This is a genomic window from Scytonema sp. PRP1 (assembly GCF_036697665.2).
Taxonomy (GTDB): domain Bacteria; phylum Cyanobacteriota; class Cyanobacteriia; order Cyanobacteriales; family Nostocaceae; genus Kalymmatonema; species Kalymmatonema gypsitolerans.
In genome coordinates this window covers 129,335-155,808 of record NZ_JBAHYJ020000030.1, presented here as the reverse complement: position 1 = coordinate 155,808, position 26,474 = coordinate 129,335, and the positions used below count along the sequence as shown (strand labels likewise).

Genomic DNA, 26,474 nt, shown 5'->3' with positions numbered 1-26,474 from the left:
AAATGCGATCGCAACACGATGACAATGGCAAAGTAGATTCAAAAACTGCTAACGACCAAAAATGAGAATCTAGTGCATATATACTATGTAAAAGCCCTAACAATCACCCCTTTATTTTGGCGAATAAAGACTCATACTGAGCAGCGACTGGTTGGGGTAGGGGAAGTAAAAATTCACTTTTCTCTAAAACTTCAGAATTAACAAGTAACAAACTGCTTAATGATTCTTGGAAATCAGACACAGTAATGTTTGTAGGAATTGGTGAATTCGTTTTGGTCAGCAAAGAAATTTGTTTAGCAATGCCAGGGTTTAAACAAAAATCTAACCATTCATATAACAAAGATTGCCTGTCTTCACCTAGAGGATTTACCCATACGTCTGCCCAAAGTGCTGTTCCTGACTGGGGAACAACTGTCGCAAGTTGCGGGTAGCGCCCAATCACTCGCACTACATCGCTTGACCAACCAACTGCAAGCCAAGTATCCCCAGTAATCAGAGGTTCCAAGTACCGAGTAGAATCGTAGAATTTTACTTGTTGGTTTAATGAGTCCAGTTCCTTTTCCAAGTTTGGAATGTCTAAATTGTTTGTGTTATAAGATTTTCCCAGCTTTTTTAAAACCAAACCAATCACTTCCCGTGGTTGATTCAAAAGAGAAATGCGCCCTTGCAGTTCATTTCGCCACAAATCACTCCAATCTTTTGGTACCCAACCCAATTCTTGGAACTTGTCCCGGCGATAAACTATCACCGTACTACCCCAACGGTAAGGAACAGCCCAAACTTTTCCTTGAGGATCAACTAGACCTTGGTCGTTGCGCGTCACCAATTCCTGCCATTGTTTGGGTAAAGCAGACCACTGTTTTATCTTTGCCACTTCTAGTGGTTGTATAAGTTTCTTCTCAATGGCTAAGTTTATCCAGTAATCTCCCAGTGTTACTAGGTCAGCTTTGGTAGCTTTTTGGGATTGGGCAAATGGTAAGATGCGACGCCATCCTTGCTCATCATTGGTATTTGGTTTCTTCTGTAAGGACTGCAATTTTTCAAATAAATCCTGTAACTTTTCTACAGGAGCGAACTTTAACTGCACCTTTTGCTGCAAACCTTTGCTGAATTGATTTACCACCTGACCAGGGATAGAACCTTTTAACAGTTGCACATTTAGTGTCGCCTGTTTGTTGCCACCACACCCAACAAGCAGTTGTGAAAGCGCTACAGTACCTATACCTAGCAAAAAAGAACGTCGCTCCATTGATTTTGACTTTTAGAGTGGAAAAGCGTGATTTAGTAGCAGTTTCACCAAATCCAAGTGTAGCAAGAATGAAGCCAAACGTTCTGATTGCTTTTATCTTTGGGTGTCTCTTTTGTGATTAGGTTTTAGTTTTTTGTTAGCTGAAGTTATATTTTTAATTTTTATTTACGAAAAAATATTTAGTTCTGGTCAATATTAATGCAGCGGGCGTCAAAATAACAAAGCCACAAAAAAACCCCAAACGATTACTTAATAAGTCTTATTTTTTTCAGAACCCCCTGCCTTCAGTCTCCGCTGCCTTCTTGCACTACTCAGTCTGGCTAATTGTCAGAGTTTGTTGATGACTTGACTTTAAATTTTGTTTGTCAACTTGATACCAGTACAAATCATCAGTGAAATTTTACTTAAGTAATTATTCACAGAAACATTCCTAAGTGTTGAGTGATCGGTATGTCATTTTTTGTTTTACAGTCTCTAGAGTAAAAGGCGCTCACAAAAAGATCCGACATCGTAAATTTGTTTGGACAGAAAAAGAGTCTTTTTTTGTTGACTATGCCAAATTTATGCGGGGAATTTACTTAGAAAATACTTTATTTGCAAGGGTTTGCGCTTCTAGAGACTTAGTATTGATGAAACATTAAGCACGAGTAGTTATGAGAATAAATCCAAAAAATTAATTTTTTTAAACACAAAGGTTTAGTAATACTTCTATAGAGTATGTAGATATATTTCCAAATTCAGATTTAAGTATTGCATTTCAACAGAACATATCAAAAGTTAAAAAAATCATAAGTATAGTTAACCTTCCCAAGAGATTGAATACTATAGAGATAGATAAACGGATGAGGGTATTAAATGGAGCCATTACAAAAGCAGGTCCTGACTTTGAGTCAAAAACTGGATGCCCTCTACCAGGTGATTGAGCAGCTTGATACTAAAGTTTCTCGAGCTTTATCAGAAGGCTGCTTAGTAAAAACACAAGAGGCTAACGATAACTTCCTGGAAAGCAGTGACACAAGGCGTTATCAGTTAAAAGGACAGATAAGTTTCAATTCAGAGCTTGAACACAAGGATGTCATCGCAGATGGCATGTATTTAGACACTAATCTTCAAGGCGGAGATAGACATTTAACCCCAGAAATTCAAATCCAACGGCTGACAGCGCAATTAACAGCAGCATACAATCGCATTGCTGCTTTGGAAGAGCAATTACTGCTAAAAAGAATTCACTCTTAAGCAACTCTTAAGCAAAAAAACTCAGAAAGGCGTCAAAACTCAGAATGGGTTTTTCTACCATTTTTTTATGAGTTCACTGTATGCTTGCTGACTTTACAAAAATTACATGCAAAACCCACCTCACGCGCGGGATGTGGATTAATCTGCTGCTCTTAAAGGGGCTGTTCTTAAGCAAAAAGAAAATTCTTTTAAAGCTTGAACCAAGCACATTCTACGCTTGGTTAGATTCCGAGTTGTAAGTTCGCAATTCGGAATTCTTTTGATATTGCTCTAATTGAGCTTCAATGGCTTGCAAAAGTTGATGTTGTTGCCAACCTCGGCTCAAATGAGCAGCTATACAAGCGCCTCCAGCACCGACACCTTCTTTGACAAAACCCTGCTCGTAAGCTCTAAGTTGCGGATAACAGGAATTAGTAAAACTCAGCCCAGTCGCTAGTAACGACGGAGCGACTCCGTCAGGAGTTATGCTGCTCCTACCCACTAGCCGGGCTAATTCTATTGTGCCACCCGTTGGGTCTTCTGCTACCCAACGGGTTGTTCCAATGACCACTTCTTCTGGTCGCCAAGATAAGGTGTAAGCTTGAGCAATGGCACACATTAGAGCATATACGGCAAGCATTTGCGTTCCACCAGCAAGCAAAACGCCACAACTGCGACTCAGAGCGATCGCCATCCCAGCGACTACAACTTGCATGGGATCGCCTACTGCAGCCACGAGTTCGAGGGGATCAATCGGGACAGGAGAGCAGGAGAGCAAGTGAGCAGAGGAGAGTTTAAATTCTGATTCCCCTCTCTCCCAAATCTTCAGAAGCCCAGCTTGTACCACCGCCCACTTTTGCTCGTGATTGCAAACGGGGTGACTGCTGTTGACTTTTCCTCCTGCTGGTATGCCTAAGCCAGTTAAAATTGCGAGGGCGGTTGTCGTTCCTCCTACGACACACTCGCTTAAAATAAAGTACCTGTTTTCAGTTTTGCTACTTAGTCGTTCACCCCAAACCAGCCCTTGTTTGAACAGGTGGTGTACCGTTGCTAGTTCCATAGCAGCACCTTGACTCAAACACTGAGCCGGATAGCCACCTAAATCAATGGCTGGGACAGCAGGAGGCTGAGGTAAACCAGCATTGAATAAATAAACCGGAATATTTAGCGCCTCAACCACGGCGCGGGAAATGAGGACGGGGGAAGCTCCAGCAGCTAATGGTGGTAAAGGATACTTCGGCTTATGTATAGAACCGTAGTATAAAAATTCAGCATCCGCACAAGCCGTGTATTTCCGATCTTCTGGAGTGCGACCTGCTGCGGAAATACCTGGAATCAAACCAGTTTCGGTAAATCCTAAAACACAGGCAAATACGGGTAAACAAGCGCGATACTTAGCTGTCCATTCCTGAGCCTGTTCAGTCTGAGTATAAATGCAAATAAAGTCATTAGTCATTAGTCATTGGTTAAGAATTATTCAAATAATGACAAATGACCGAAACAATTTTATTTTGAATCAGCGAATGAGCGAATTCCCCTAAGGGGTGACTATTCTTCATAATCCATGATCACTTGCACCCAACGTGGAGGGCGAGGGATGGGATTGCCTAGGCGATCCAACAGTAGCCATGCTGCTATATGTACCGTGAATAGGTAGATAAAGTTGTTGACAAGAATTAAGGCGATCGCCCCCACCTGAATAAAAAATACGTTGGGATTCGCCAAAATGCTTAGTCTGAGGAATAACCACTCGATAAAATCCGTCACCTGGTTAATGACGTAAACCCAAAGGTCTTCATTAGAGAGTACCGACGTCAACCACACCCGAAAAAAGACTCCTATGGTCCCTAGCAGCGCCCCCAAGGTGATGGAAACAATCCAAGGAACACGGCGATTCCATGTTGCTCCCAAAAGTACGCCCATGAAGGCAAAGGGCATGACAAACAGCAAACTGCGGACTGGTCCCATTAGCACCGAAAGCAGCAACCCGGATGTTACTGCTGCCATCCATGCTGCTCGTTTGCCCCAACGAAGGTACACCAGAGCGATCGGCACGGGGAAAAATATCCGTAACAGAGGTCCCAAAGGAAAGTAAAAATTAATAAACCAGATTAAGCTAGCCGTGCTAGCTAAAAACGCCGTTTCCACGATTCTCAACGGCGTTTCCAGTTTCATTGAGGTCTTGTTAAAGTCTTTTGTTTGCCTAACCATTCATTTACTCGGGGGTTGAAATCAGAAGAACACAGAACTCAGTTATCAATTCACTGTTGACTGTACAGAGTTCTGAGTTCTTTTTTGAGAAGACTGTTAAACTATCATTCTTTCTAAGGCTGACAAATCGGGAATACAAATTACGTCCTGCTCCCGTTTAATCAAGCCTTTTTTTTCCAGCCTTGTCAATACTCGTGTGACTGTTTCTCGTGCCAGTCCACTCAAACTACTCAATTCCCGGTGAGGTAAATTGGGAATTTTGGTTCCCCCTTCCCCTTTCTTTCCCTGTCCCTCGGCTAAAAACAATAACGTGTCTGCTACCCGCGACTGACTGTCAGATTCCCTTAACCGCAATCGCCGATTCACTTGCCGTAACCGACGTGCCATCAGTTGCGCCAATCGGACTCCCGCCATTGGTTCTGTTTGAAGTAACTTGAGAAAATCTTGTGCTGGCATACTACCAATCACCGTGGTAGTCAGGGTAATGACATCGGTGGAACGAGGCACTTCATCAAGAGCTGCCATTTCACCAAACAATTCTCCCTTGCCGAGAATATTTAGTGTTACTTCTTTGCCTTCCAAATTGTAAGTACGTATTTTTACCCATCCTTCTACAATAAAATATACGGATCCTCCCCAGTCATTCTCCAACAAAATCACTTGATTAGCTGGGTGAGTGCGGCTTACTAAATGGGTAAGAGCCTGCTCTACAACGGTTTCTGGTAAGCCTTGAAAAAACGGTGCCAAGTGCATCAGAGGATTGGTAGTTGCTTGTACGCTATACCGGTCTTCCATTACGAGATTTTTCTAATATAAGCTGCAATATACAAAAAAATAACAGTACCTTTATTAGCCTAAGCTATCAAAGTACAGCCACTAGAATCTAAAAATAGACTATGTTACACAATAAAGCGAGCCAAGCGTTTTTTATAAAAAGTATTAAGTTACAGCTTAAAATTTGGCTAAAGTTTTGCAACAAAGGGTGTACGGCTTGCAGTTCCGTGGTTGGGGAATAGCAGCAGTATCACTAACCCCTGCCCTACCGCTTGGGGCTTGTAAGAGACAAGTATAGCCGTGTGTGACTAGCAAGCGTGAGCCTAATTCTGGCACAGACTTCCGAATACTTCCCCAAAAAAAGTATTCTGTAGGGTGGGCAATGCTCAGCAAAACCCAGATATAGTAGGCATTGCCCACCCTAGGTGTATTTCTGACTCCTGACTCCTGAATACTTCTTAGTAAAGATTACTACTTAAAACTATAGACCAATTAAATTAATAATACTCATAGTAATTAATTTTTGCTAATCTATAATTTTTACCTGTTTTCGGTAAGCCACGACCGACTATTTCCTGCGGCAAAGACTGTCCACTCCTACAGGAAGCCGCCATGCATTATGTAGATCAAGGTTAATTGACAAATTTAATTGACAAATATAACAGCTCTTCTTTGGATGAAGTACAAGTTCGTAGTCATCGCTGTCTTCGATTAAAGAACTAGGGTGTATTGCACTCAATTCCAAATCGCCATAATATTGCTGGACGCCCACATGATGCATAACGAATAGTTGCAAGCGTTGAAAAATTTCTATAACCACACCAAGCGTGAAAAAAGAATGCGACAGATACACACTCCCAAACCCTAGTTATCTTAGGCTTTCTTAATTTTGAATTTTGAATTTTGAATTTTGAATTGGTATCACCTGACTTAAAGTTCTAGATAAGGTAAATTAACGTGACTTCTCGTGCAGCAGAAACTCAACAACTGATCGCAGATATTGACCGCTTAATAACCAATAAGCGCCTGTCTAGGTTTCTCTCCACTCAAGCCTCAGAACCACGACAGGTTTTAGAACGAATTCGCGATTTCTTAGTCAGTTTATCGGAAAATGATGCTCAAACCCAGCCACAAGAATCGCCTCTGGTGGCAAAATTTGTTGAACACGGTTCTCACCAGTCCTTACCACAGCAGAATGAAAAGCAAGAGGAAGGTGCTTATGTTGTGGCGGGACAAGAAAGCAACGCATTAGCGGCAGTGCTTGCGCCTTTGCAAGAAGAAATAAAAACATTGTTGCAAGAACGAGCAAATCTTGTAGAGGAAATCAGGCAATTAGAACAAAAGCGGCTGCATAACTACTCTCTAGCACAGCAATTAGCGAATCAGGAGCAGATAATTTCAGAATTTTTGCAGGTTCTCAGCAGTCGTGTTGTGCCTAATTCAACACAACAACTTGCGGAAACTACAACAAGTTCTGAAATGCCGCAGTTTTTCAAAATTGATACTGCTCCTTCTTTGTTTGCAAGTCATGAGGATTATACAGAACCTGCAACCGCTTCGACTCCACCCGATCAAATGGAGCATTTGTCAAGACTTGCTAGGGATCTGGATCAAAAGTTACTCGCTCTCGATGGAACTGTGAATGTTGTCTTTGAGGCATTACAGCGCAATATTCACACTTATGAGGAGTCCTTGTCTCAAGCACTGGCAAGAATGCACAGCAAAGGAGTGCAAGGCGAACAGTTGTTAGCAAGCTTAATCAGTAATTTGACTTCTCAGTTGCAGCAACCAACTTTGACTAATGAACCGTTAAAGGATCTAAAAGATGAAACCGCAACAGAATCTCAAGACTTAGCTTCAGAGTTAGTTGAATTTCAACAAGCAGAAGCTTCATCCTCACTCACGCAAAATCAATCTATAAGCCTGGAAGCACAAGAAACTGGTAGTACATCTGATTTGGATGCAGTGTTTCAGCACACGCAAGAGGAGCAAAGCTCTACTATAGAGACTCCTCCTAATACGAGTAGGATACATCGGCTGAGTTCCGGGTTAATTCGTGATGAAATAGACCAACTTTACGCCAGTTTGTTTGGTATTGAGGTAACAAATGACACGGATAAGTTACCTGCTACCAATAATGAAGTTATAAATATAAATGAGATAAATGAGATAAATGAGTTATTTGAACCAACAGTAACCTCATCTAAGACAGATGTGGCAACAGAGGCTATGGATAGGTTATCTGCGCCTGACTCTAGTGAAATCAATGAGTTATTTGAAGAGCCAACGATAACGCCACTTGCTGTGACAACAGATCAACAGACGGATGTCACTGATAAATTATCTGCGTCTGTCACCAATGAGTATGAAGTTACAAGTATTATAAATGACCTATTTGAACCAACAGTAACCCCACTGGCAACAAATGAGGTTACAGATGTAACGGATGTGGCAACGGAGGTTACAGATGCCACAAATCAGTTATCTATCGAGCCAACAGTAAACCCGCCTGCTGACACTCCACCATTAACTGCAACTCATCAACTGCCATCAGAGGGTTTCCTGTATGAGGTGACTTTTGAGGCACCGGAGGTGGCAACCCATGAAGCCAGAGATGTCACAGATGAGTTTTCGGAAAATGTTACAACTCCTTCTTCGGTGTCTCATCTCTCTGAAACTCCATTAGAAGGTGGAACAAATCAAGAAAAGGTTGTCAATGCTACTGTTGAGCTTCCCGATCCTTGGTCGGAGGAACCCCAAGCAGGTCTTTTGGAACCAAGTAGCAATGACGCTAAAGATACACAAGATGTTTCATTAGCGACAGAACAATCCTCGACACTTCAGGAAAATACATTTGCAGAGTTACCGCCTGGAGGCGATCGCGAAGCGGGAGAAAAGCGCCATCACCCTCAGGTTGTTTCTTTCGCAAGCACCACTAGCTCAGTTAGTCCAGCAAGTGAAGATACAATTACAGTGCTCAGTGAGCTACTGCTTGCTATAAGTGATGCCGAACAGTTGCTTGAAATGCCATCCTCTGCTGAAGCACTAATCACAACTCCAGTTACTTCAGAAGTTGTAGAAACTCCTCCACAGATAACTTCACGCGAAACTTCACAAGTCGAGATTCAAAATCCTGATCTAGAGCAGTCTTCAAATAATGACATTCCCGCTTCGCCAGAGGAAAATTTGCTATTTCAAGAAGAACAATCTACAGAAATGTTTGATATTTCCTTGGAAGAAGCGCAGTTGCAGCAATTGGAACAGGATTTAGCGAGTTTTGATGGGGAAATAAATGCTCTGTTGCAGCCCTTAACTCAGCCAGAAAATTTAGAAAATCCACCTGAGAGCCTATCTCCCTTACCACAGCAAGCAGAGACTGAGCCAGATCCAATCGCAACAGAAGCGCATGCGGCGGAAATTGAAAATAAAAGTATCGTGAAAGAAACAGTTGATGGTTCTTCTGTTTCAATTTCTCATTCAAGCAACGATACAGACGTTCCACACGAACAAAATACTCCTAAATCTATTTGGTATTTAGGAATTGATTTGGGGACAACTGGAATTTCTGCGGCTCTGTTAAATCGCTCCACAAGTGAGGTGTATCCTCTTTATTGGTCAGCCGAAACGCAACCGGAAGCAACTTCTGTAAAAAGGTCGTTTCGTTTACCAGCAGAAGTTTATTTGCCAACGGCTTCTGTAAGTGGTAAAGGGGATTCGGGATTGGGGATTCGGGATTGGGTTGAAACAGAAAGCAAAGAAGCACAAGAGCAAATACCACCAGCGCCTGTGGCTGAAGAAAAAGTCCCTGAGGATATAGCGACGGGTTCTACACTACCTGAGTCGGCTGCGGTTCCAACGCAAAACTTATTTTCGGCGCAGTTGAAGCCTTATCTGCACATTGCTCTACCTTACAAGAGCGATCGCTCTTATTGGGAACCAGTTTTGCAATTAAACGAATTTTCCACGGTTCCATTAGTTTGGGTTGTGCGATCGCTCTCAAAATTGCTGTTAACATTTACGTCGGATCGCAGTAGCACAACTTTGGGTTTAACTGCGGGTGCTGTTGGTCTAGACCAAGAAACTTTCCAAAGTATCATCAGCAATATTACTGGTGTTATTTGCACTTGTCCATCCAACTGGTCGGAACAATATCGCTTCAACATCCGTGAAGCTTTACTCATTAGCAAATTAGTCCAGCATCCGCAACAAGTCTTTTTTGTGGAGGAAGGAATTGCCTGCTTGCTTTGCGAACTCGATGGTGCTGAAGGTGAAATCGTCAAAATCAGAGGTCGTCAAGGTTTTCGTCCTGCAAGAAGTAGCGATCGCGAAGCGGGAGAAAAGCGCCATCGCCCTTTAGTTGGCAATACCCTCGTAATCAATATTGGTGCTGGTGCAACAGAAATGGCGCTGGTTGATTTGCCAGAAAATCTGGAAGACCTCAGCCACAGTAATTTCATGCTCCACGGTTTTGCTTATGCTGGCAAGGGATTAGAGCAAGACATTATCTGTCAACTGCTCTTCCCATCAAAATGGCGACAACCACGTATGCCTATGCAGGAAGATAACAAAACTGTTACCAGTAATCCTTCGCATTGGCAACCAGCAATTCCTGGTTTAGAACAGATGCGCTTTTCTAGTTTGGGGTTGGAAGAATTGAACCTGCCTCGACCTGGGGAAGCTGATATCATGGAGCGCATTCGCTTACAGCAGCGGTTGGAAAGTTCTCTTTTAGGAAAGGCAGTTATAGATTCAGCGATCGCCCTCAAGCTGATTTTGCAACATCAAGAATCTTTTACCCTAGAACTGGCAGATCAGCGATGGGTGTTGCAGCGACGAGACTTAGAAAGCCAGGTGTTTGTCCCATTTGTGCGCCGCCTCAACCGAGAACTCAACAAGTTACTGGTCGCTAAAGGCATACCCACAGAAGCAATCAATCAAGCTATCTTAACAGGCGGAGTTGCTTCCTTAGGGGCGGTGAGTCGTTGGCTGCGACAAAAACTGCCCAACGCCAAAATTATCCAAGATGTGTATCTCGGTGAAAATGGCTCTCCCTCTTGCAGTCGGGTTGCATATGGTTTGGCGGTGCTACCGCTGCATCCTCAGGTGGTAGAAGTCCCTAGACAACAGTACACCGACTATTTCCTGTTCACAGAATTGCTGCGAATTTTCCCAACCAGAGCCATATCCTTTGGCGAAGTTATCGAGTTATTTGAGAATCGTGGCATTAACACGCGCAGTTGTCAACAACGCCTGCTGGCTTTTTTGGAAGGTGAGTTACCCCCTGGTTTAATCCCCACCAGCCTAGATGCCATCAGCCTTACCCAAGCTTCATCTGAAAATGCTGATTATAAGGCAATGAGCGCTGCACCACTTTTTGAAAAGCAAGGAAGCCTCACCTATCGCCCTAATGTGGAACAACTGCGAGTTGTTGCTCATTATCTCGATTGCCTAAAAGCGAGTATTCAGCAATCTCTAGAGGAACCTTATACGGTTAATTTCGCCTTGGGGGTTGTTGATTAGACATATAGCGCTTCTGGTTTCGTTGCAATACAGTTAGAACCCCACCCCGGCTTTGGCTTGCGCCAAAACCGCCCCTCCCCGCTTGCGGGGAGGGGATTAAGGGGTGGGGTTAAAGCGCAATACGGTTCAGTTAGTGGTGTTTAGTTTTGTTAAGATCCCCCAACCCCCTTAAAAAGGGGGCTTATACCATTTCACGTTAATCGCGATACATTGAAATTCTGTAAAGACGCGCCACCTCTCGTCTCTAGACTACCGATTTGTATCATCCTTTTCGTAAAATGGTATTAGTTCCCTCCTTTTTAAGGAGGGCTAGGGAGGATCAATCCTTAACTGAACTGTATTGGGTTAAAGCGTACTGCATCCAAACGAAAATTGACTAGGGGCAACTTCCCCGCGACTCCCTTTCTACAAGGATAATCCCAGAGACGCTGCCCCTAGCAATTGATCAAAATGTTGTGTTAAGTTGTGTTAATCGTATTGACTCAGCTTTACTCAGCAGTTGCGAGTTCCGTGCTACCGCGTGTGCGACGCCTTGTGATACTGTTGTACAGCATGACTCCAATGGCTTTAATCAGATTGCCTTCCAATTCTTGGAACATCTTCATGTTCATACCAAAGGCGGCATTTGCTTCATCGACAATGCGATCGCTTGTAGCATCATCTATTGCCAGTTCATCCAAAGCTTGACGGTATTTGACTTTAAACGCCTTCTCATCAGCAATATCATCAAATTCGTAAAAGGCGAGACCTTGTCCATCAGAAAGGTTCATCGCAGTTTGGGCAATGCCTTTGAGAATTTGCCCGCCAGACAAATCTCCGAGGTATCGGGTGTAGGAATGGGCAACTAACAGTTCTGGTTCTTTTTCAGACACTTCCCGAATCCGCTGTACGTATGCTGCCCCCGCTGCAGAGAGTTTGATTTCCTCTCGCCAGTTTACACCGTAGTAATAACTTAGGTCTTGCTCTAGGCTGTGCTTGCGGTGAAGTTCTGCAAAATTAATTTTTGAAACAATCGGATGATTGCGGTGCTTCTCCATCTCCTCTTCCATCGCTGAATAGGCGAAGTAAAGGTTAGCCACCAGCTTCCGATAAGAGTTTTTTTCTACAACTCCTTTTAAAAAACACTTGACAAAACCTACATTTTCTGCCATTGTGTGGGCTTTTTTCGTCCCTACACGTAATTTTGTTGCTAAATTACTGCTCATGCTAAATTGCTCGACTTTAAAAGGTCAACTGCTGGAGTTCTAATTTACGAACGGCTACAAAAGCCACTAAAACGTTACAGTAAAACCATTTGATGAGAATTTCTATTAATATTTTTTAAGTTTAGATGACCACATTGAGGACTAAAGACTGCTGGGCTTTGAATACAGATGTTTTGCAATGATTTCACAAGACAAGGCAGATGAGGCAGATGAGGGAGTGAGGCAGTGAGGCAGATGAGGCAGATGAGGCAGATGAGGGAGAGATTTCTAATTTTGAATTTTGAATTTTGAATTTTGAATTGATTTGTCTCCCTTGTCGCAAGCGGCATACGACTAGCATTGCTGAGGCGGAGTTAACAATTTACTTTAGTATAAATACTGATTTTACAATATCTTTACAAACGCTTGAAAAGACTTATAAGTAATTTTGCGGAAAGGATACAAGAATCAGAGTAAGTTGTAGAAAGAAAAAATACCAAAATGTCCCGATTAAAAGGTAATCAGTAGGAATTGTTCAATAAAGTTTAAAGTGTTATTCTCCAGTTTAATTATGTGGAGCTTTTTTTATTATGGTTTCATATATAACTCCGACTCAAGGTAGCATTCCTGCGAGTTCTGATTCTGAAGTTGAGAAATTGGAAAAGAAAGTCAATGAAGCGAGTTTTGGGCTTAACTTGATATCGCTTCCAGCAACACCCCTATTTGGCACAGATGGTATTCGGGGACGAGTAGGAGAATTGCTGAGTGCGCCTTTGGCATTACAAGTGGGCTTTTGGGCAGGTACTGTTTTGCGTAGCCATGCTTCAAATCCAGGACCAGTTATCCTTGGACAAGACTCCAGAAACTCCAGCGATATGCTAGCGATGTCCTTGAGTGCAGGGTTAACAGCAGCAGGGTTAGAAGTTTGGTATTTGGGACTATGTCCTACTCCCTGCGTTGCATATCTCACCAGCGTCACCGATGCCATCGGCGGAGTCATGATTTCTGCTAGCCACAACCCGCCAGAAGACAACGGCATTAAAATTTTTGGCGCAAATGGGATGAAGCTATCCCAAGGGTTGCAAACAGAAATAGAAGCTGGACTGCGTGGTGTGGGTTCTGCTGACTGTAGTCATTGCGGACGGCATTACTCGCGCTTGGACTTAGTAGAAAATTATCTTGAGGCGTTGAAAAAACCCCTGCACGGTGCCATGAATTTTCAGGGCATGAAAATTGTTCTAGATTTGGCATGGGGAGCAGTCGTTGGTTTAGCACCATCCGTATTTACGGAGATGGGGGCAGAAGTCATCTGCTTGCATAACGAACCGGATGGCGATCGCATCAATGTCAACTGCGGTTCAACTTACCTAGAAACTCTACAAGCAACGGTACAAGAACACAATGCTGATTTAGGTTTTGCCTTTGATGGCGATGCTGATCGCGTTTTAGCTGTAGATAACACAGGTAGACCAGTCAATGGAGATTATATCCTCTATTTGTGGGGACACAGCTTGCAACAAAAGCAAGAACTGCCCCATAATCTGATTGTTTCCACTGTCATGGCAAACTTAGGTTTTGAAAGGGCTTGGAAGCAAGTCGGTGGTCAATTCATTCGCACAGCAGTAGGTGATCAGTACGTCCAGGCGGAAATGCTCTTAACTGGAGGAATGCTAGGCGGTGAACAATCTGGTCACATTCTTTGCCGTCATTATGGTATGACTGGAGATGGCTTGTTAACAGCCTTACATTTAGCAGCTTTGGTACAAAGGGCAGGTGTTCCTCTATCAGAAATGGTGGATCAAAGCTTTCAAACGTATCCGCAACTGTTGCGCAACGTGCGAGTCGAAGACAGATGCAAGCGTTTGGGATGGAAAGAATGCCAACCTTTGCAACAGGCGATCGCCCGCGCCGAAGCAGCAATGGGAGATTCTGGTAGAGTTTTAGTTCGTGCCTCTGGGACAGAGCCACTCATCCGAGTTATGGTAGAAGCCGAAGCAGCCGAACTTGTTCATTACTGGACAAATGAATTAGTCACCCAAGTCCAGCAACACATAGCAGCTTAAAAATAATCCCTCGTTAGATATATTTAACTCGTTAATTCTCACTTGCAGCCAAGAAACTCTGCAAGTCAATAACTCCAACAAGCCCGCCGACGCGGGCTTTGTTCTTGTATCGACATTCCAGTCTGTGGGATGTATAGCAGGGGACGCTTGGACTGGGGACTGGGTCAAAAGTCTTTTTGTGTCTAGGTTTTATCATCTGTTAGCGTCGTACGCACCTTGGCTGTTGCTGTACAACCTACTGTTTGCACAAAATTTGTAAAATTTATATAAAAATTTTCTAATTTCATTTAAAGTTTTAAGGATAATATTTTATTAATATAGTCATCTCCACTGTACAAACGTGATATACACGTCTGTACTTATACCTCAATACAGTTCAGATAAGATAATCAACCTTCCAACAAACCCTGTTCAGACGCCAAATTTCGCGTTTCTACAAATCTAAAATTCCTATCATTAACCCTTAACTGAACAGTATTGACCTATATCCAGGTTTTAAAAATTTTTGATAGTCCTCATCCGCGCAAAAAGTTGTATATTAGCGTAAGTTTTGATGCTAGTTTTTGTCATACCCCTCAAAAGCCCGCAAGTTTCCAAATCTTGGGAGCTTGTAACCAAGTTATTTGAAAGAACCATTAAATCAATTTGCAATCAGACTTCATCAGACTATAGGGTGATTGTTGTTTGTCATGAGCGACCACGGCTAGAATTTCATCATCCTTACGTTAGATATATTGAAGTTGATTTTCCAGCAGCAAACGAGCCTGACGCCTTTTCTAGAGGGCATACCGATAAAGGACGAAAAATTCTCAAGGGATTAATTCATGCTCAAGAATTTTCTCCAACTTATACTATGACAGTTGATGCTGATGATTGTGTCAGCAAGTATTTAGCAGAATTTGTCAGTCAAAATAGTAATTGTAATGGTTGGTTTATAAATAAAGGTTATAAGTATCAAGACGGCAGTGATTTTATATATGTTAAAAGAAGAAATTTTTATAAAATTTGTGGAAGTTGCAATATTCTCAGGTATGACTTGAATAATCTACCGAACAATCCAGAGTACAACCGTGGTTATGGTTACTATAGATTCTATGTTGACCACGAGAAAGTCAGAGAAACTTTAGCGAAAAATGGTAATCATGTCCAGCAATTACCATTCCCAGGTGCCGTTTATATTGTTGCCACTGGAGAAAATCTTTATTACGGAACAACCAAGCTAACATTTAATATATTCAATCGTAAAGGCTTAAATCAATCAATTCGCGAAGAATTTAATTTATATCCATTGAATAAAAATTTAGTGAGAACAGAACCGCTATATTCAAGATAATCTGTAACAATAAAGCGATCGCTCACAACTTAACGGGCATATTTACCGACGAAAGAACTCAGAACTCACCGGATGAGAATGATCAGGGGGGTTTAAAATCGAGATCTCATTCTGGTTCCTAGCTGCGTGTATAGTGCCCTTAGATTCAATTAGGGAGGGAGAAAAGAATTCTTTCCTTACTCAATCCCCCAAATTTGTATCTGGGGATATTCTGTGTTCTGCGTTCTGCATTCTGTATTCTTCTTAAAGCGCCGCCATGCTGACAGCAAAGCTAAAATCCAAGAAATACAAAAAAGCCAAAAAACAGCAGCAAAAGGAAACTCCAACCCTTAGCCTCAAAGAACGTTTAGCCCAGAAGCGCAAATCTGCACAAGCACGGAAAGAATTCACCAATTTTTTAATCCCCGTTATTGTTGGCGGTATCTTCTTTGGCATTTTCATGGCTTTTGTCGGTGGAATCAAGGCAGCAGTCCCAGGTTTATTGGGAATCATTACTATTGCTTTGTCCTACAAATATCCCCGTCAAGCCCTTTTTGCCTTCCTGATTTACGTGCCGTTTGGCGGTACCATCACCTACTACATTGGCAATAGTCCCATACTTCAAATAGCCAAAGACTCCTTCTACATTCCAGCGCTGATTGCACTGTGGCAAATTTGTCGTAAGCAGCGGCTACCCCTGATTATTCCCCAAGCCATTAAAACCCCACTGTTTATTTTGTTGGGCATATGTCTGCTCACGCTGGTATTTGTCAATGGAGGACAGCAGTTCAACCCGCCCTCCACTCAACTATCGGATAATTCAGAGCTGGAAATACCGATAGGTATGGGAATACTGGGTTTGAAAGTACTTTTGGGCTATGTACCCTTAATAGGTTGCGCTTATTATCTCATTCGCAATAAGCGAGATTTCCTATTTTTATCGCGCCTACAGGTTGTTCTCATATTAGTGTGCTGTGTGCTAGGACTTGTTCAATACCTATTATTATCAAGAGGGATATGTCAAGGCACTAGATATTTAGAAGGAGCAGCCCAATTCAGAGCATCAATTGAAGCGCGTTGTTTCATTGGTGGTTCTCTCATTTATAGTCCTGACCAAGGGGTCATTCGTCTACCAGGAACCTTTGTTGCGCCTTGGCAGTGGGCATGGTTCTTAATTTCCAGCACCTTTTTTGCCTTTGCCTGTGGCTTTAGTGACCCTTCTAGAATCTGGCGGGTTCTCAGTTTAGGTTCTATGGCATTAGTCTTTATCAATGCAGTTGTCTCCGGGCAGAGAATAGCCTTAGCATTAGTGCCTGCATGCTTTGTCGCTTTGCTTTTGCTGACTGGTGAAATTCGCAACCTGAAACGATTTCTCCCTATAGGAGTCGGACTCGTCATTATTTTAGGAATTGCAATGGTAGCTAATCCTGAAATCGTAGGACAGAGGATAGAAAGTTTGAACGCACGCTGGCAAGCTTCACCGCCACAAGAGTTTATTGTGCAGCAATTTGCGGAGGTCTGGAAAAATTTAGATGGACCCTTAGGAAATGGTTTAGGACGTGCTACTAACTCTGCCCGTTTGCTAGGTCAAACCAAACTGGTGGAAACCTATTATCCCAAAATACTCCATGAAATTGGACCATTGGGACTGCTAGGGTTTATTGCTTTAGTCACAACTTTAACAATTGTGTGCTTCCAAACTTATCGCTCAGTCAAAAACCCTATTTTCCGAACTTATGCAGGTGCTTTGTGGGTCTTCATACTGTTTATAAGTTATAACACCTACTATTATCCTTTGGACGTTGATCCGGTAGCTGTCTATTACTGGTTTTTTGCTGGAGTCCTTTTGAAATTGCCAGAAATAGATAAGCAAGAAAGACTCGTAGAGGCACAAGCAAAAGGAGTGCGGAGGAAGAACATGAGGGAGATGAGGCAGCAGAGGGAGATGAGGCAGCAGAGGGAGCAGAGGGAGAACTAATGACTAATGACTAATGACTAATGACTAATGACTAATGACTAATGACTAATGACTATTAATATGAATTTTCCTTTAATTTCTGTGATTATCCCCACCTACTGTCGTGAGGAACCACTACGCGATAGCATTGCCGATGTCCTGAAACAGGACTACCCAAATTATGAAGTTTTGGTTGTGGATCAAACCCCGAAACATGATCCAGAAGTTGAAGCTTACTTGGAGGAATTAACCGCAGCCAGTAAAATAAAATGGTTCCGTTTAAATTGGGCAAGTTTGCCAGGGGCGCGGAATTATGCAGTGCGGCGGGCAGCAGGTGAGATTATTTTATTTATCGATGATGATGTACAGTTACCAGATGGATTTTTAGCAGCGCATGCAAAAAACTATTTGGAAAACCCAGAAGTGGGGGCTGTTGCTGGACGCGTATTTGACAGAATGAAATTAGGTGATTCTGGGGGAAAATTGCAGATTGAATATCTTCCTCCTCAGGCGATGGATCCAGGAATTGCTTGGTATTATATAGATTTAGTGCATACAATAAAACCCCAAGAAGTGCTAACAGCAAGGGGTTGTAATATGTCGTTTCGCAGCGAAATTTTTACCAAACACAAACTGAGATTTGATGAAAGATTTCGCGGTAGTGCGGTGCGAGAAGAATCTGATTTCTGTTTAAGATTGCGGCAGACTGGATATAAGATTTGGTACGATCCAGACGCACATTTGGTGCATCTTGGAGAAGAAACGGGAGGTTGCCATGATATTAGTATGCGCTCTCTAAAATATCAACTCACCTTTTACCACAACCATTTCTTAATGGGGCTGAAAAACCTCACCGCTACCCAAGCATTACGCCTCTACGCCCGTTTATTTGACTGTCACGTTCTCGGACGCCCTCCTTGCCACAAAAGCGGTTCTCCCATCAAAATTCTCACTCGCGGGGTTTTCTACTCTTTAGGTTTTTTGAAAGCTTTAGGTACTGTTATTCAATCAATTTGGAATGATGGTCAAATGTACACTCACATAGATGAACAAGTTAAAAGTATTTAAACCATAGATAAACACAAGATTTACACAGATAGATATCTTTCTGATGTATTATCTGTGTCCATCTGTGTCCATCTGTGGTTCAATATTCTAAATTCTCTATTAAAAATAGAAATGAAAATTATCGTAGCAAGCCACACTTATATTGTAGACATTAACTGTGAAAAATTACGTATTTTATCTCAACTAGAACCTGAAATTGAAGTAACAGTTGTCGTACCAAAAAAGTGGAAACCTGGCGGTGTTCAGAACAAAATAATTGAAACTCAATATCGTGATGAAGGCAAATTTCGCATAGTTCCCGTTTCTAACTTTAGTCAAAATCATCAAGGACTGCTGACTTTTGGCGCTGATTTGATACCTTTGTTAGGAAAGTTCCGTCCCCAGATTATTCAAGTAGAACAAGGATCTAGGGGACTGGCTTATGCTGAAATGATTACTTTAAATCAGTTATTAGGACTCAAGGCAAAAAATGTATTTTTTACCTGGTGGAATCTACCCTATAACCTGAAATTTCCAGTATCTTTATTAGAAAAATATAACCTAACCCACAGCCACGGTATTATTTCAGGTAATCAAGATGGTGCAGAAATTTTACGGCAACAGGGATACAAAGGACAAATAAAAGTAATGCCCCAACTGGGTGTAGATGAAACTTTATTTACTCCCACACCACAGCCAGAATTAGCAACCAAGTTAGGAATTGAACCACATGATTTTGTTGTGGGATTCGTCGGACGCTTTGTTCAAGAAAAGGGATTACTAACTCTTGTCAACGCCCTAGCTACTTTGAAAGATAAATATTGGAAACTTTTGCTTTTAGGGCGTGGTTCGTTGCAGTCAGAATTAATGGAGAAAGCAGCAGAACATAATATTCAAGACAGAATAATTTTGGTAGAAAGCGTTTCACATGATGAAGTGCCAAAGTATATTAATTTAATGAGTACTTTAGTCTTGCCATCGGAAACAAATTACAAGCTTAAAAACATAACTTCTGTTGGTTGGAAAGAACAATTTGGTCATGTACTAATAGAAGCAATGGCTTGCAAAGTTCCTGTTATAGGTTCCAATTCCGGCGAAATTCCTTATGTGGTTGGTGATGCTGGATTAATATTTCCTGAAGCAGATGCCAAAGCACTGGCTGATTGCATAGTTCAATTGATGGACAAACCAGAATTGGCTAAAAAATTAGGTGAAATGGGTTATCAAAAAGCAATGACTCAATACACAAATAAAGCTTTAGCAAAACAGCAATTAGAGTTTTATAAAGAACTTGTTAGTAGTCATTAAATCTTTTGCGGAAACCAATGTCATGAAAATGAAACCACAGATTAAAACAGATGCACGCAGATAAATTATCTGTGTTAATCTGTGTGCATCCGTGGTTCTAAATTATCTTATGACTTTAAACAACAAGATTCCCGACTTCTTAAAGAAGTCGGGAATCTGAACCTTTCTATTTTTAATTACGAATAACGAATGACTAATAACAACTAACAAAATATGCGAATTCTACAAATTGTTCCCTCAATTTCTTTAATATATGGCGGTCCCAGTCAAATGGTACTAGGGCTATCTTCTGCATTGGCACGGCAAGGAGTAGAAGTTACAATTCTGACAACTGACAGTAATGGTGATAGTGGTCAAGAACCCTTGGATGTTCCCTTAAATACCCCAATTCAACAGGATGGTTACAAAATAATATACTTCCGTTGCGCCCCTTTTCGTCGCTACAAATTCTCTGTTGACTTACTCAAGTGGTTAAATCTTCACGCCGCTACGTTTAATTTAGCTCATATTCATGCTCTATTCTCCCCTGTTAGCAGTGTTGCTGCAACCATTTGTCGTCGGCAAAAACTACCGTATATTTTGCGCCCTTTAGGAACTTTAGATCCAGCAGATTTACGCAAAAAAAGGCAATTAAAACAGCTTTATGCGGCAATTTTAGAACGTGCAAATTTAGCTGGTGCAGCCGGCATTCACTTTACCAGTGTTCAGGAAGCCAAAGTATCAGAAAGATTTGGAGTCTCTACACGAGATTTGGTGATTCCTTTGGGTGTTATCCCCCCTCAGCCCCCCCTTAAAAAGGAGGGAACTGAGGTGCGTCAGCAGTTCGGTATTCCCGTTGATGTGCCGTTGGTGCTGTTTATGTCCCGCATTGATCCAAAAAAAGGTTTGAATTTGCTGCTTCCAGCATTAGAGGCGCTTTTAGCTGAAGGGTTAAATTTTCACTTTGTGCTAGCTGGGACGAATCCCCAAGACCCAAATTACGAAGAAAAGATAAAATCACAGATACAAACCTCACCACTGCGATCGCACACAACTATCACTGGCTTTGTTACAGGTGAATTAAAATCTGCCCTTCTCCAAGCTGCTGATTTATTCGTTTTGCCGTCGTATTATGAAAATTTTGGCATTGCTGTAGCTGAAGCAATGGTATCACAAACGCCTGTTATAATATCAGACCAAGTGCATATTTGTCAAGAAGTCCGTGATAGCGAGTCGGGATGGGTGGGTGCAACAGATGTGTCAGACCTCACCAACTTACTTCGTATAGCTTTACAAAATCCCTCAGAACGCCAGCGGCGGGGGCTATGTGCTAAAGAGTATGCCTTGAAAAATTATAGTTGGGATGCGATCGCTCTTCAAACCATTGAGGCGTATAATCAAATCTTGTCCCACTTGGACGTAAAATAATAAGTCTGTTTGTGCAACTTTGCACAAGCTAAAATTTTGTTTCATTGAGCTAAACCCCAATCGGTTAACCGGGGTTTTATGGCATCATGGCAAGATAGAATACATATGCCTTTCTGAACTACAGGGAATCTCACATGGCTCTCCATCTAGGCGACACAGTACCAAACTTTACCCAAGCCTCCTCCACCGGAGACATAGACTTTTACCAATGGGCTGGCGACAGCTGGGTTGTACTTTTCTCTCACCCCGCAGACTACACACCTGTTTGCACAACAGAGTTAGGACAAGTCGCTAAGCTAAAGCCAGAATTTGACAAGCGCAACGTTAAAGCGATAGCTCTCAGCGTTGATGATGTTGAATCCCACAAAGGATGGATAGGAGACATTGAGGAAACTCAAAACGCCACTCTCAACTACCCCATTTTGGCAGACGCGGATCGTAAGGTTTCTGAACTCTATGACATGATTCACCCCAATGCGAATGCATTGGTAACAGTGCGTAGTGTTTTCATCATCGATCCTAACAAGAAACTACGTCTGACCTTAACCTATCCTCCCAGCACTGGACGCAACTTTGATGAAATTTTGCGGGTGATTGATTCGCTGCAGTTGACTGATAACTACAGTGTAGCGACACCAGCCGATTGGAAAGATGGCGATGACACAGTCATCGTTCCTTCGCTAAAAGATCCAGAAGTGCTGAAGGAGAAATTCCCCAAAGGTTATCGGGAAATTAAGCCCTATCTGCGCTTGACTCCTCAACCTAATAAGTAAATCTTGAAATAATTTCGCCCAAGTGCTGTAGAGATGAGAAATTTGCCGTCCCTACAGCATTTTTGCGTAAGAATAAAAAATATAAAGCCAGTCGGGTAGGCAGTTAGAGAAAATAATTATGCTTTCATCTCCTATTTTTTTACGAATGCCGCCAGATTTACAAATGACAGATGAGCAATTTTTTGAATTCTGTCAGGTTAATCAAGATTTACGTATCGAACGTAATAAGTTTGGTGAGATATCAATTATGCCTCCCACTGGCTCAGAAACAGGCAACCGTAGCGGTAGTATATTTGGCGAGCTTTATATTTGGGCAAATCAAGACGGAACAGGTATTTGTTTTGATTCCAGTACTGGGTTTAAGCTATCAACAGGTGCAGAAAGGTCGCCTGATGCCTCTTGGATGAAACTGGAACGCTGGAATGCTCTGACATCAGAACAACAGCAAAGGTTTGCCCCAATTTGCCCAGATTTTGTCGTAGAACTCCGGTCATCTTCTGATAACCTCCAGCCTTTAAAAGACAAAATGGAAGAATATATGAAGGAACCAGGAATACAATTAGGTTGGTTGATTGACCGCAAGCATCGCAAAGTTTATATCTATCGTCCTGGAATGCCAGAAGAATGTTTAGATAACCCTGCTACTGTCAGTGGTGAACAAGTTTTGCCAGGGTTTGTTTTGAATATGAGTAAGATTTGGTAGTGCAAGTCTTAACTGCTGCTAGAATTTTTCTTATTATCAGGAAACTTACACTTAACTTCAATTTCAAAGTTGCCTTCACTAGAACCTTCAACCAAGATAGGAATGCCAACTTTGCTACCTAGTTTGATGCCAAATTTTATTGTGACTTCTTCAGCTTCAGGTAAATTTCTGAACGCCCCAAGAGCTAATTTGGTGTAACCACGAAGCTTCGCGTGAAATTCCTGAATGTTAACTGTGGGGAGAATATCGCCAATACCACGGTATGCTAGTTGCTCGTCGTCTATTTCTGGCAATTCAGAGACCGTTTTCGACTGAATATAAAGCTCGTACTCTTCACCGTCATCTTTAATTATCAGGCGTTGTACTTCTGACATCGGTAGCCTCAAGTTATTACGGATTATATCTTTAGTTAGAATACTCTAAAACGCCCTTATGGTTCGTTGGACAGTATGGCTCGATATGCCTTGGTGATTGGCATTGCTAACTATAACCATTTCAGAAATCTGCCAAAGGCTGTCACCGATGCAGAAAGCATAGCGCGGGTACTCCGTGAACACGGTCGTTTTGATGTTCAGCCGTTACCTAGTAAACTCATTGAGGGTGAAAATTGCTGGTGTGTCGCGCCAGACAAAAAGTTAACTGGCAAGGAACTGGGTTTAACACTGAGGACGTTTTTGCTGGAGAAGGCAAAAAATCACGAAGCACTGATTTATTTTGCCGGACATGGATTTGAAGCAGCAAGCCTGACAGGTAAGCAAAAGGGCTATCTGGCAACGTTTGATTGTAGCAGCGATGGACAGAATGCGATCGCCTTTGACGACTTCAATGATTTAATCAGAGAATCTCAGCTTGCTAGTTTAGTGGTACTGCTAGACTGCTGCTATGCAGGTTCTTTTCTAGAAAAGAGTTTTCTTAGGTCAAGTTTCCCCGTTTTCCACAGCAAACAGGATTACTGCTTGATAACCGCCTCTCGTGAATTTGAAAGAGCGCGGGAAGATGTCGAAGGAGGCATTTTTACCCAAGCAGTTCTGAGAGGATTGTCTCATGATAGGGCTGATCAAGATACTAGTGAAGTAAACGCCAACGACTTGTTTAGCTTCATATCGCGCGAACTTAAGCAGAGTGGACAAGAACCAATCTACATGGGCGGAGGAAGGTCAATTCCTCTCGTTTGGTACCCGCCAAAGAATCCGGTAGTTACTGGGGTTGTGCGTGAGGAGTGCCCCTATCGAGGTTTGGAAGCTTTTGACAAGCAGCACGCCCAGTTTTTCTTCGGTCGTAAGAAAGTTGTTGAGGATATTTTACAAAAACTTACTCAGGCTCACTTTGTTCCGATAATTGGCGCGTCGGGAAGCGGTAAGTCTTCCGTAGTGCGTGCGGGTTTGGTTCCTCAGTTGGAGAAAAATGGCTGGCGAATCTTAGACCCGATTAAACCAGGAATTGAGCCATTGGCAAAATTGAGAGCAGCTTTTGAGCCATTTTTTCAGCGTCCAAAAGAAATTCAGCAGCTTTATGAATTCATCCGCACTCATCCGGATGGCTTGCGTTCCGTAATTGAACGTCTCCCTGGTTCAGAACGTTTCTTGTTAGTTGTGGATCAATTTGAAGAGGTGTTTACCCTTTGTCCCAAGGAGGAGGAGAGACGCAGGTTTATTGAGTTGTTAACCCAGGTTGTAGAACTCTCGGATGCAACGTCTCTACAAAGTTTGCGGTTGGCAATTGTCACCACTATGCGGGCGGATTTTCTCGAACCCTGTTTGAGCTATCCATCGCTGACTCAAGTGATTCAAAATCAGGCAGTGTATATGCCGCCGTTGCTAGGGGCAGATTTAGAGCAGGCGATCGCATCTCCAACAAACCTGCAAGGTTATCGCTTTGAGGACGGGTTGCTGGGAGAGATTATCCAAGATGTGGGTAAAGAGCAGGGATGTTTACCACTGTTACAGTTTGCCTTGACAGAACTTTGGGAGAAACGAGACTGCGAAAAGCATCAGCTAACCTTAGAGCAGTATCGCGCGATGGGTGGAGTGGTTGGTGCGTTGGATCGGCACGCGGAAAATATTTATCAAAGTTTCACAGAGCATGAGCAGGAATGGGTTAAGCGGATATTTTTGAAGCTGGTGCGAACGGGTGAGGGTGTAAAGGATACCAGACAGCGGCAACCTAAAGTGAAACTTTTAGCTATTAGAGGTAACAACGTAATCAGTGATGTTTTAAATGAGTTAATTCAAGGACGTTTGTTGGTAAGTGGGCAAGAAGATGAGCAAGGAGAAGCTTGGGTTGATTTAGCTCATGAAGCTTTGATGGAAGGATGGAAGCAGTTTGCTGAATGGCGTCAAGAAAATAGAGAACTGCAGCGATTGATTGACAGAGTGGAAGATGCCCTTCGGGAGTGGCAGAAGTTTCCGGACGATGAGAATTTAATGATGGGTGGATTGCTAGCGCAAGTGCGGGAGAAATCGTTTGAACTGGAACCGAATTTAGACGCGGCTGCTAAGGATTTTTATCAACGCAGTAATGCTTATAATAAACCTCGCTTAAGGGTACTGATTGAACATAGGTTGCGAGAGCAAGCACTAAGAGTGCAGGATTTACTACCTTTCCAACCGCTAGATGCTCTAGTTCTGGCAATTCAATCAATAGGAGAGAATCTGGAGAAAATGCCAGAGCAGATTCTTCCCTCAGTTCAGACTAGTCTGGAAAGAGTGATGGAAGCAGACAGAGAGTTATTAACCTTCTTTGGGCATAAAGGTTCTGTCTCTTCAGTCGCCTTTAGCCCAAATGGTAAAATGATTGCTAGTGCCAGTGCAGACAAGACCGTACGGTTGTGGGACATCGAAGGCAATGCTATCGGTCAACCCTTCCGGGGGCATAAACACCTTGTCACTTCAGTCGCCTTTAGTCCAGATAGGGAAATGATTGTTAGTGGTAGTCATGACAAGACCCTGCAGTTGTGGGACATCGAAGGCAACCCTATCGGTCAACCTTTCCAGGGCCATAAGGATATTGTCAGGTCAGTAACTTTTAGCCCAAATGGTAAAATGATTGCTAGTGCCAGTGCAGACAAGACCGTACGCTTGTGGGACATCGAAGGCAATACTATCGGTCAACCCTTCCGGGGGCATGGGGGTCTTGTGAGTTCAGTAGCCTTTGGCCCAGATGGACAAATGATTGCTAGTGCCAGTGGAGATATGACCGTACGGTTATGGGACATCGAAGGCAATACTATCGGTCAACCGTTCCGGGGGCGTGGGGGTCTTGTGAGTTCAGTAGCCTTTAGCCCAGATGGTCAAATGATTGTCAGTGGCTGTGCAGACAAGACCGTGCGGTTGTGGGACATCGAAGGCAATGCTATCGGTCAACCGTTCCAAGGGCATGAAGATAGTGTTTGGTCAGTCACCTTTAGCCCAAATGGTCAGATGATTGTCAGTGGTAGCGGGGACAGGACTGTGCGGTTGTGGGATATCGAAGGCAACCCTATCGGTCAACCCTTCAAGGGGCATTCGATTTATGTCAGTTCAGTAGCCTTTAGCTCGGATGGGCAGATGATTGTCAGTGGCAGTCATGACAAGACCGTGCAGTTGTGGCGCGTTGGCTGGCAGCCTTTACTCAAAGCTGCCTGCGATCGCCTCCGCCACCATCCCATCTTCAAGAACCCGCAAACTGAGGAAGCAACAGCAGCTTGTAAAACCTGTCGCAAATATGTTTGGGACGCCTAGGGGCTAACAATTGTGTACTTTGACAATGTGAG

Annotated in this window: 17 protein-coding genes; 11 read left to right on the top strand and 6 right to left on the bottom strand. The window is 42.7% G+C overall.

Going from position 1 to position 26,474, the window contains the following annotated elements; genetic code table 11:
- Window positions 1-103: 103 nt before the first annotated feature.
- A complete protein-coding gene (locus V5G28_RS05950; RefSeq protein WP_096566362.1) occupies window positions 104-1,249 on the bottom strand; it encodes an extracellular solute-binding protein in 1,146 nt (381 codons plus the stop codon).
- A gap of 855 nt (window positions 1,250-2,104) precedes the next feature.
- Here V5G28_RS05950 and V5G28_RS05945 point away from each other — a divergent pair.
- Window positions 2,105-2,485, top strand: coding sequence for a hypothetical protein (locus V5G28_RS05945; protein ID WP_096566360.1), 381 nt, complete (start codon window positions 2,105-2,107; stop codon window positions 2,483-2,485).
- 211 nt (window positions 2,486-2,696) lie between these two features.
- Here the strand turns inward: V5G28_RS05945 and cobT are convergent, their stop codons facing one another.
- The 3 genes from cobT to V5G28_RS05930 form a co-directional block, all read right to left on the bottom strand.
- Entirely contained in the window at window positions 2,697-3,920 is a 1,224-nt protein-coding gene (cobT, locus tag V5G28_RS05940; protein WP_332993895.1) for a nicotinate mononucleotide-dependent phosphoribosyltransferase CobT, read from the bottom strand.
- A gap of 92 nt (window positions 3,921-4,012) precedes the next feature.
- Window positions 4,013-4,639, bottom strand: a complete 627-nt coding sequence (locus V5G28_RS05935; protein WP_332993893.1) for a DUF2232 domain-containing protein — start codon at window positions 4,637-4,639, stop codon at window positions 4,013-4,015.
- Window positions 4,640-4,771: 132 nt separating this feature from the next.
- The gene (locus tag V5G28_RS05930; RefSeq protein ID WP_096566354.1) at window positions 4,772-5,470 is read right to left on the bottom strand and encodes a Crp/Fnr family transcriptional regulator; all 699 of its coding nucleotides are present in this window, start codon (window positions 5,468-5,470) and stop codon (window positions 4,772-4,774) included.
- Between the two features lie 936 nt (window positions 5,471-6,406).
- On the opposite strand from V5G28_RS05930, the gene V5G28_RS05925 reads away from it, so the two are divergent.
- Window positions 6,407-10,969, top strand: coding sequence for a hypothetical protein (locus tag V5G28_RS05925; protein WP_332993889.1), 4,563 nt, complete (start codon window positions 6,407-6,409; stop codon window positions 10,967-10,969).
- Window positions 10,970-11,457: 488 nt separating this feature from the next.
- On the opposite strand, the gene V5G28_RS05920 is transcribed toward V5G28_RS05925, so the two are convergent.
- Window positions 11,458-12,174 (bottom strand): biliverdin-producing heme oxygenase, encoded by a 717-nt coding sequence (locus V5G28_RS05920; protein WP_332993886.1) that lies wholly within the window; start codon window positions 12,172-12,174, stop codon window positions 11,458-11,460.
- A 569-nt stretch (window positions 12,175-12,743) separates the two neighbouring features.
- On the opposite strand from V5G28_RS05920, the gene glmM reads away from it, so the two are divergent.
- The 8 genes from glmM (at window position 12,744) to V5G28_RS05880 (ending at window position 22,723) form a co-directional block, all read left to right on the top strand.
- On the top strand, window positions 12,744-14,216 hold the full coding sequence (gene glmM, locus V5G28_RS05915) for a phosphoglucosamine mutase (protein ID WP_332993885.1): 1,473 nt from the start codon (window positions 12,744-12,746) through the stop codon (window positions 14,214-14,216).
- A gap of 553 nt (window positions 14,217-14,769) precedes the next feature.
- Window positions 14,770-15,549 carry a glycosyltransferase family 2 protein gene (locus tag V5G28_RS05910; RefSeq protein ID WP_332993883.1) on the top strand — a complete coding sequence of 260 codons (780 nt, stop codon included), beginning with the start codon at window positions 14,770-14,772 and terminating at the stop codon, window positions 15,547-15,549.
- 256 nt (window positions 15,550-15,805) lie between these two features.
- Window positions 15,806-17,506, top strand: coding sequence for a hormogonium polysaccharide biosynthesis protein HpsL (hpsL, locus tag V5G28_RS05905; RefSeq protein WP_332993880.1), 1,701 nt, complete (start codon window positions 15,806-15,808; stop codon window positions 17,504-17,506).
- A gap of 60 nt (window positions 17,507-17,566) precedes the next feature.
- Window positions 17,567-18,553, top strand: coding sequence for a hormogonium polysaccharide biosynthesis glycosyltransferase HpsN (gene hpsN / locus V5G28_RS05900; RefSeq protein WP_332994042.1), 987 nt, complete (start codon window positions 17,567-17,569; stop codon window positions 18,551-18,553).
- A 111-nt stretch (window positions 18,554-18,664) separates the two neighbouring features.
- Entirely contained in the window at window positions 18,665-19,840 is a 1,176-nt protein-coding gene (hpsO, locus tag V5G28_RS05895; RefSeq protein WP_332993877.1) for a hormogonium polysaccharide biosynthesis glycosyltransferase HpsO, read from the top strand.
- A gap of 213 nt (window positions 19,841-20,053) precedes the next feature.
- Window positions 20,054-21,247 carry a hormogonium polysaccharide biosynthesis glycosyltransferase HpsP gene (gene hpsP / locus V5G28_RS05890; RefSeq protein ID WP_332993875.1) on the top strand — a complete coding sequence of 398 codons (1,194 nt, stop codon included), beginning with the start codon at window positions 20,054-20,056 and terminating at the stop codon, window positions 21,245-21,247.
- Between the two features lie 134 nt (window positions 21,248-21,381).
- Window positions 21,382-22,020, top strand: a complete 639-nt coding sequence (locus tag V5G28_RS05885) for a peroxiredoxin (protein WP_332993873.1) — start codon at window positions 21,382-21,384, stop codon at window positions 22,018-22,020.
- Window positions 22,021-22,138: 118 nt separating this feature from the next.
- Window positions 22,139-22,723, top strand: coding sequence for a Uma2 family endonuclease (locus tag V5G28_RS05880; RefSeq protein WP_332993871.1), 585 nt, complete (start codon window positions 22,139-22,141; stop codon window positions 22,721-22,723).
- 8 nt (window positions 22,724-22,731) lie between these two features.
- Here the strand turns inward: V5G28_RS05880 and V5G28_RS05875 are convergent, their stop codons facing one another.
- Window positions 22,732-23,097: a CU044_2847 family protein gene (locus V5G28_RS05875; RefSeq protein WP_096566334.1), complete on the bottom strand. Its 366-nt coding sequence runs from the start codon at window positions 23,095-23,097 to the stop codon at window positions 22,732-22,734.
- 75 nt (window positions 23,098-23,172) lie between these two features.
- Between V5G28_RS05875 and V5G28_RS05870 the strand changes: the two genes are divergently transcribed.
- On the top strand, window positions 23,173-26,442 hold the full coding sequence (locus V5G28_RS05870) for an nSTAND1 domain-containing NTPase (RefSeq protein ID WP_332993866.1): 3,270 nt from the start codon (window positions 23,173-23,175) through the stop codon (window positions 26,440-26,442).
- Window positions 26,443-26,474: the final 32 nt, after the last annotated feature.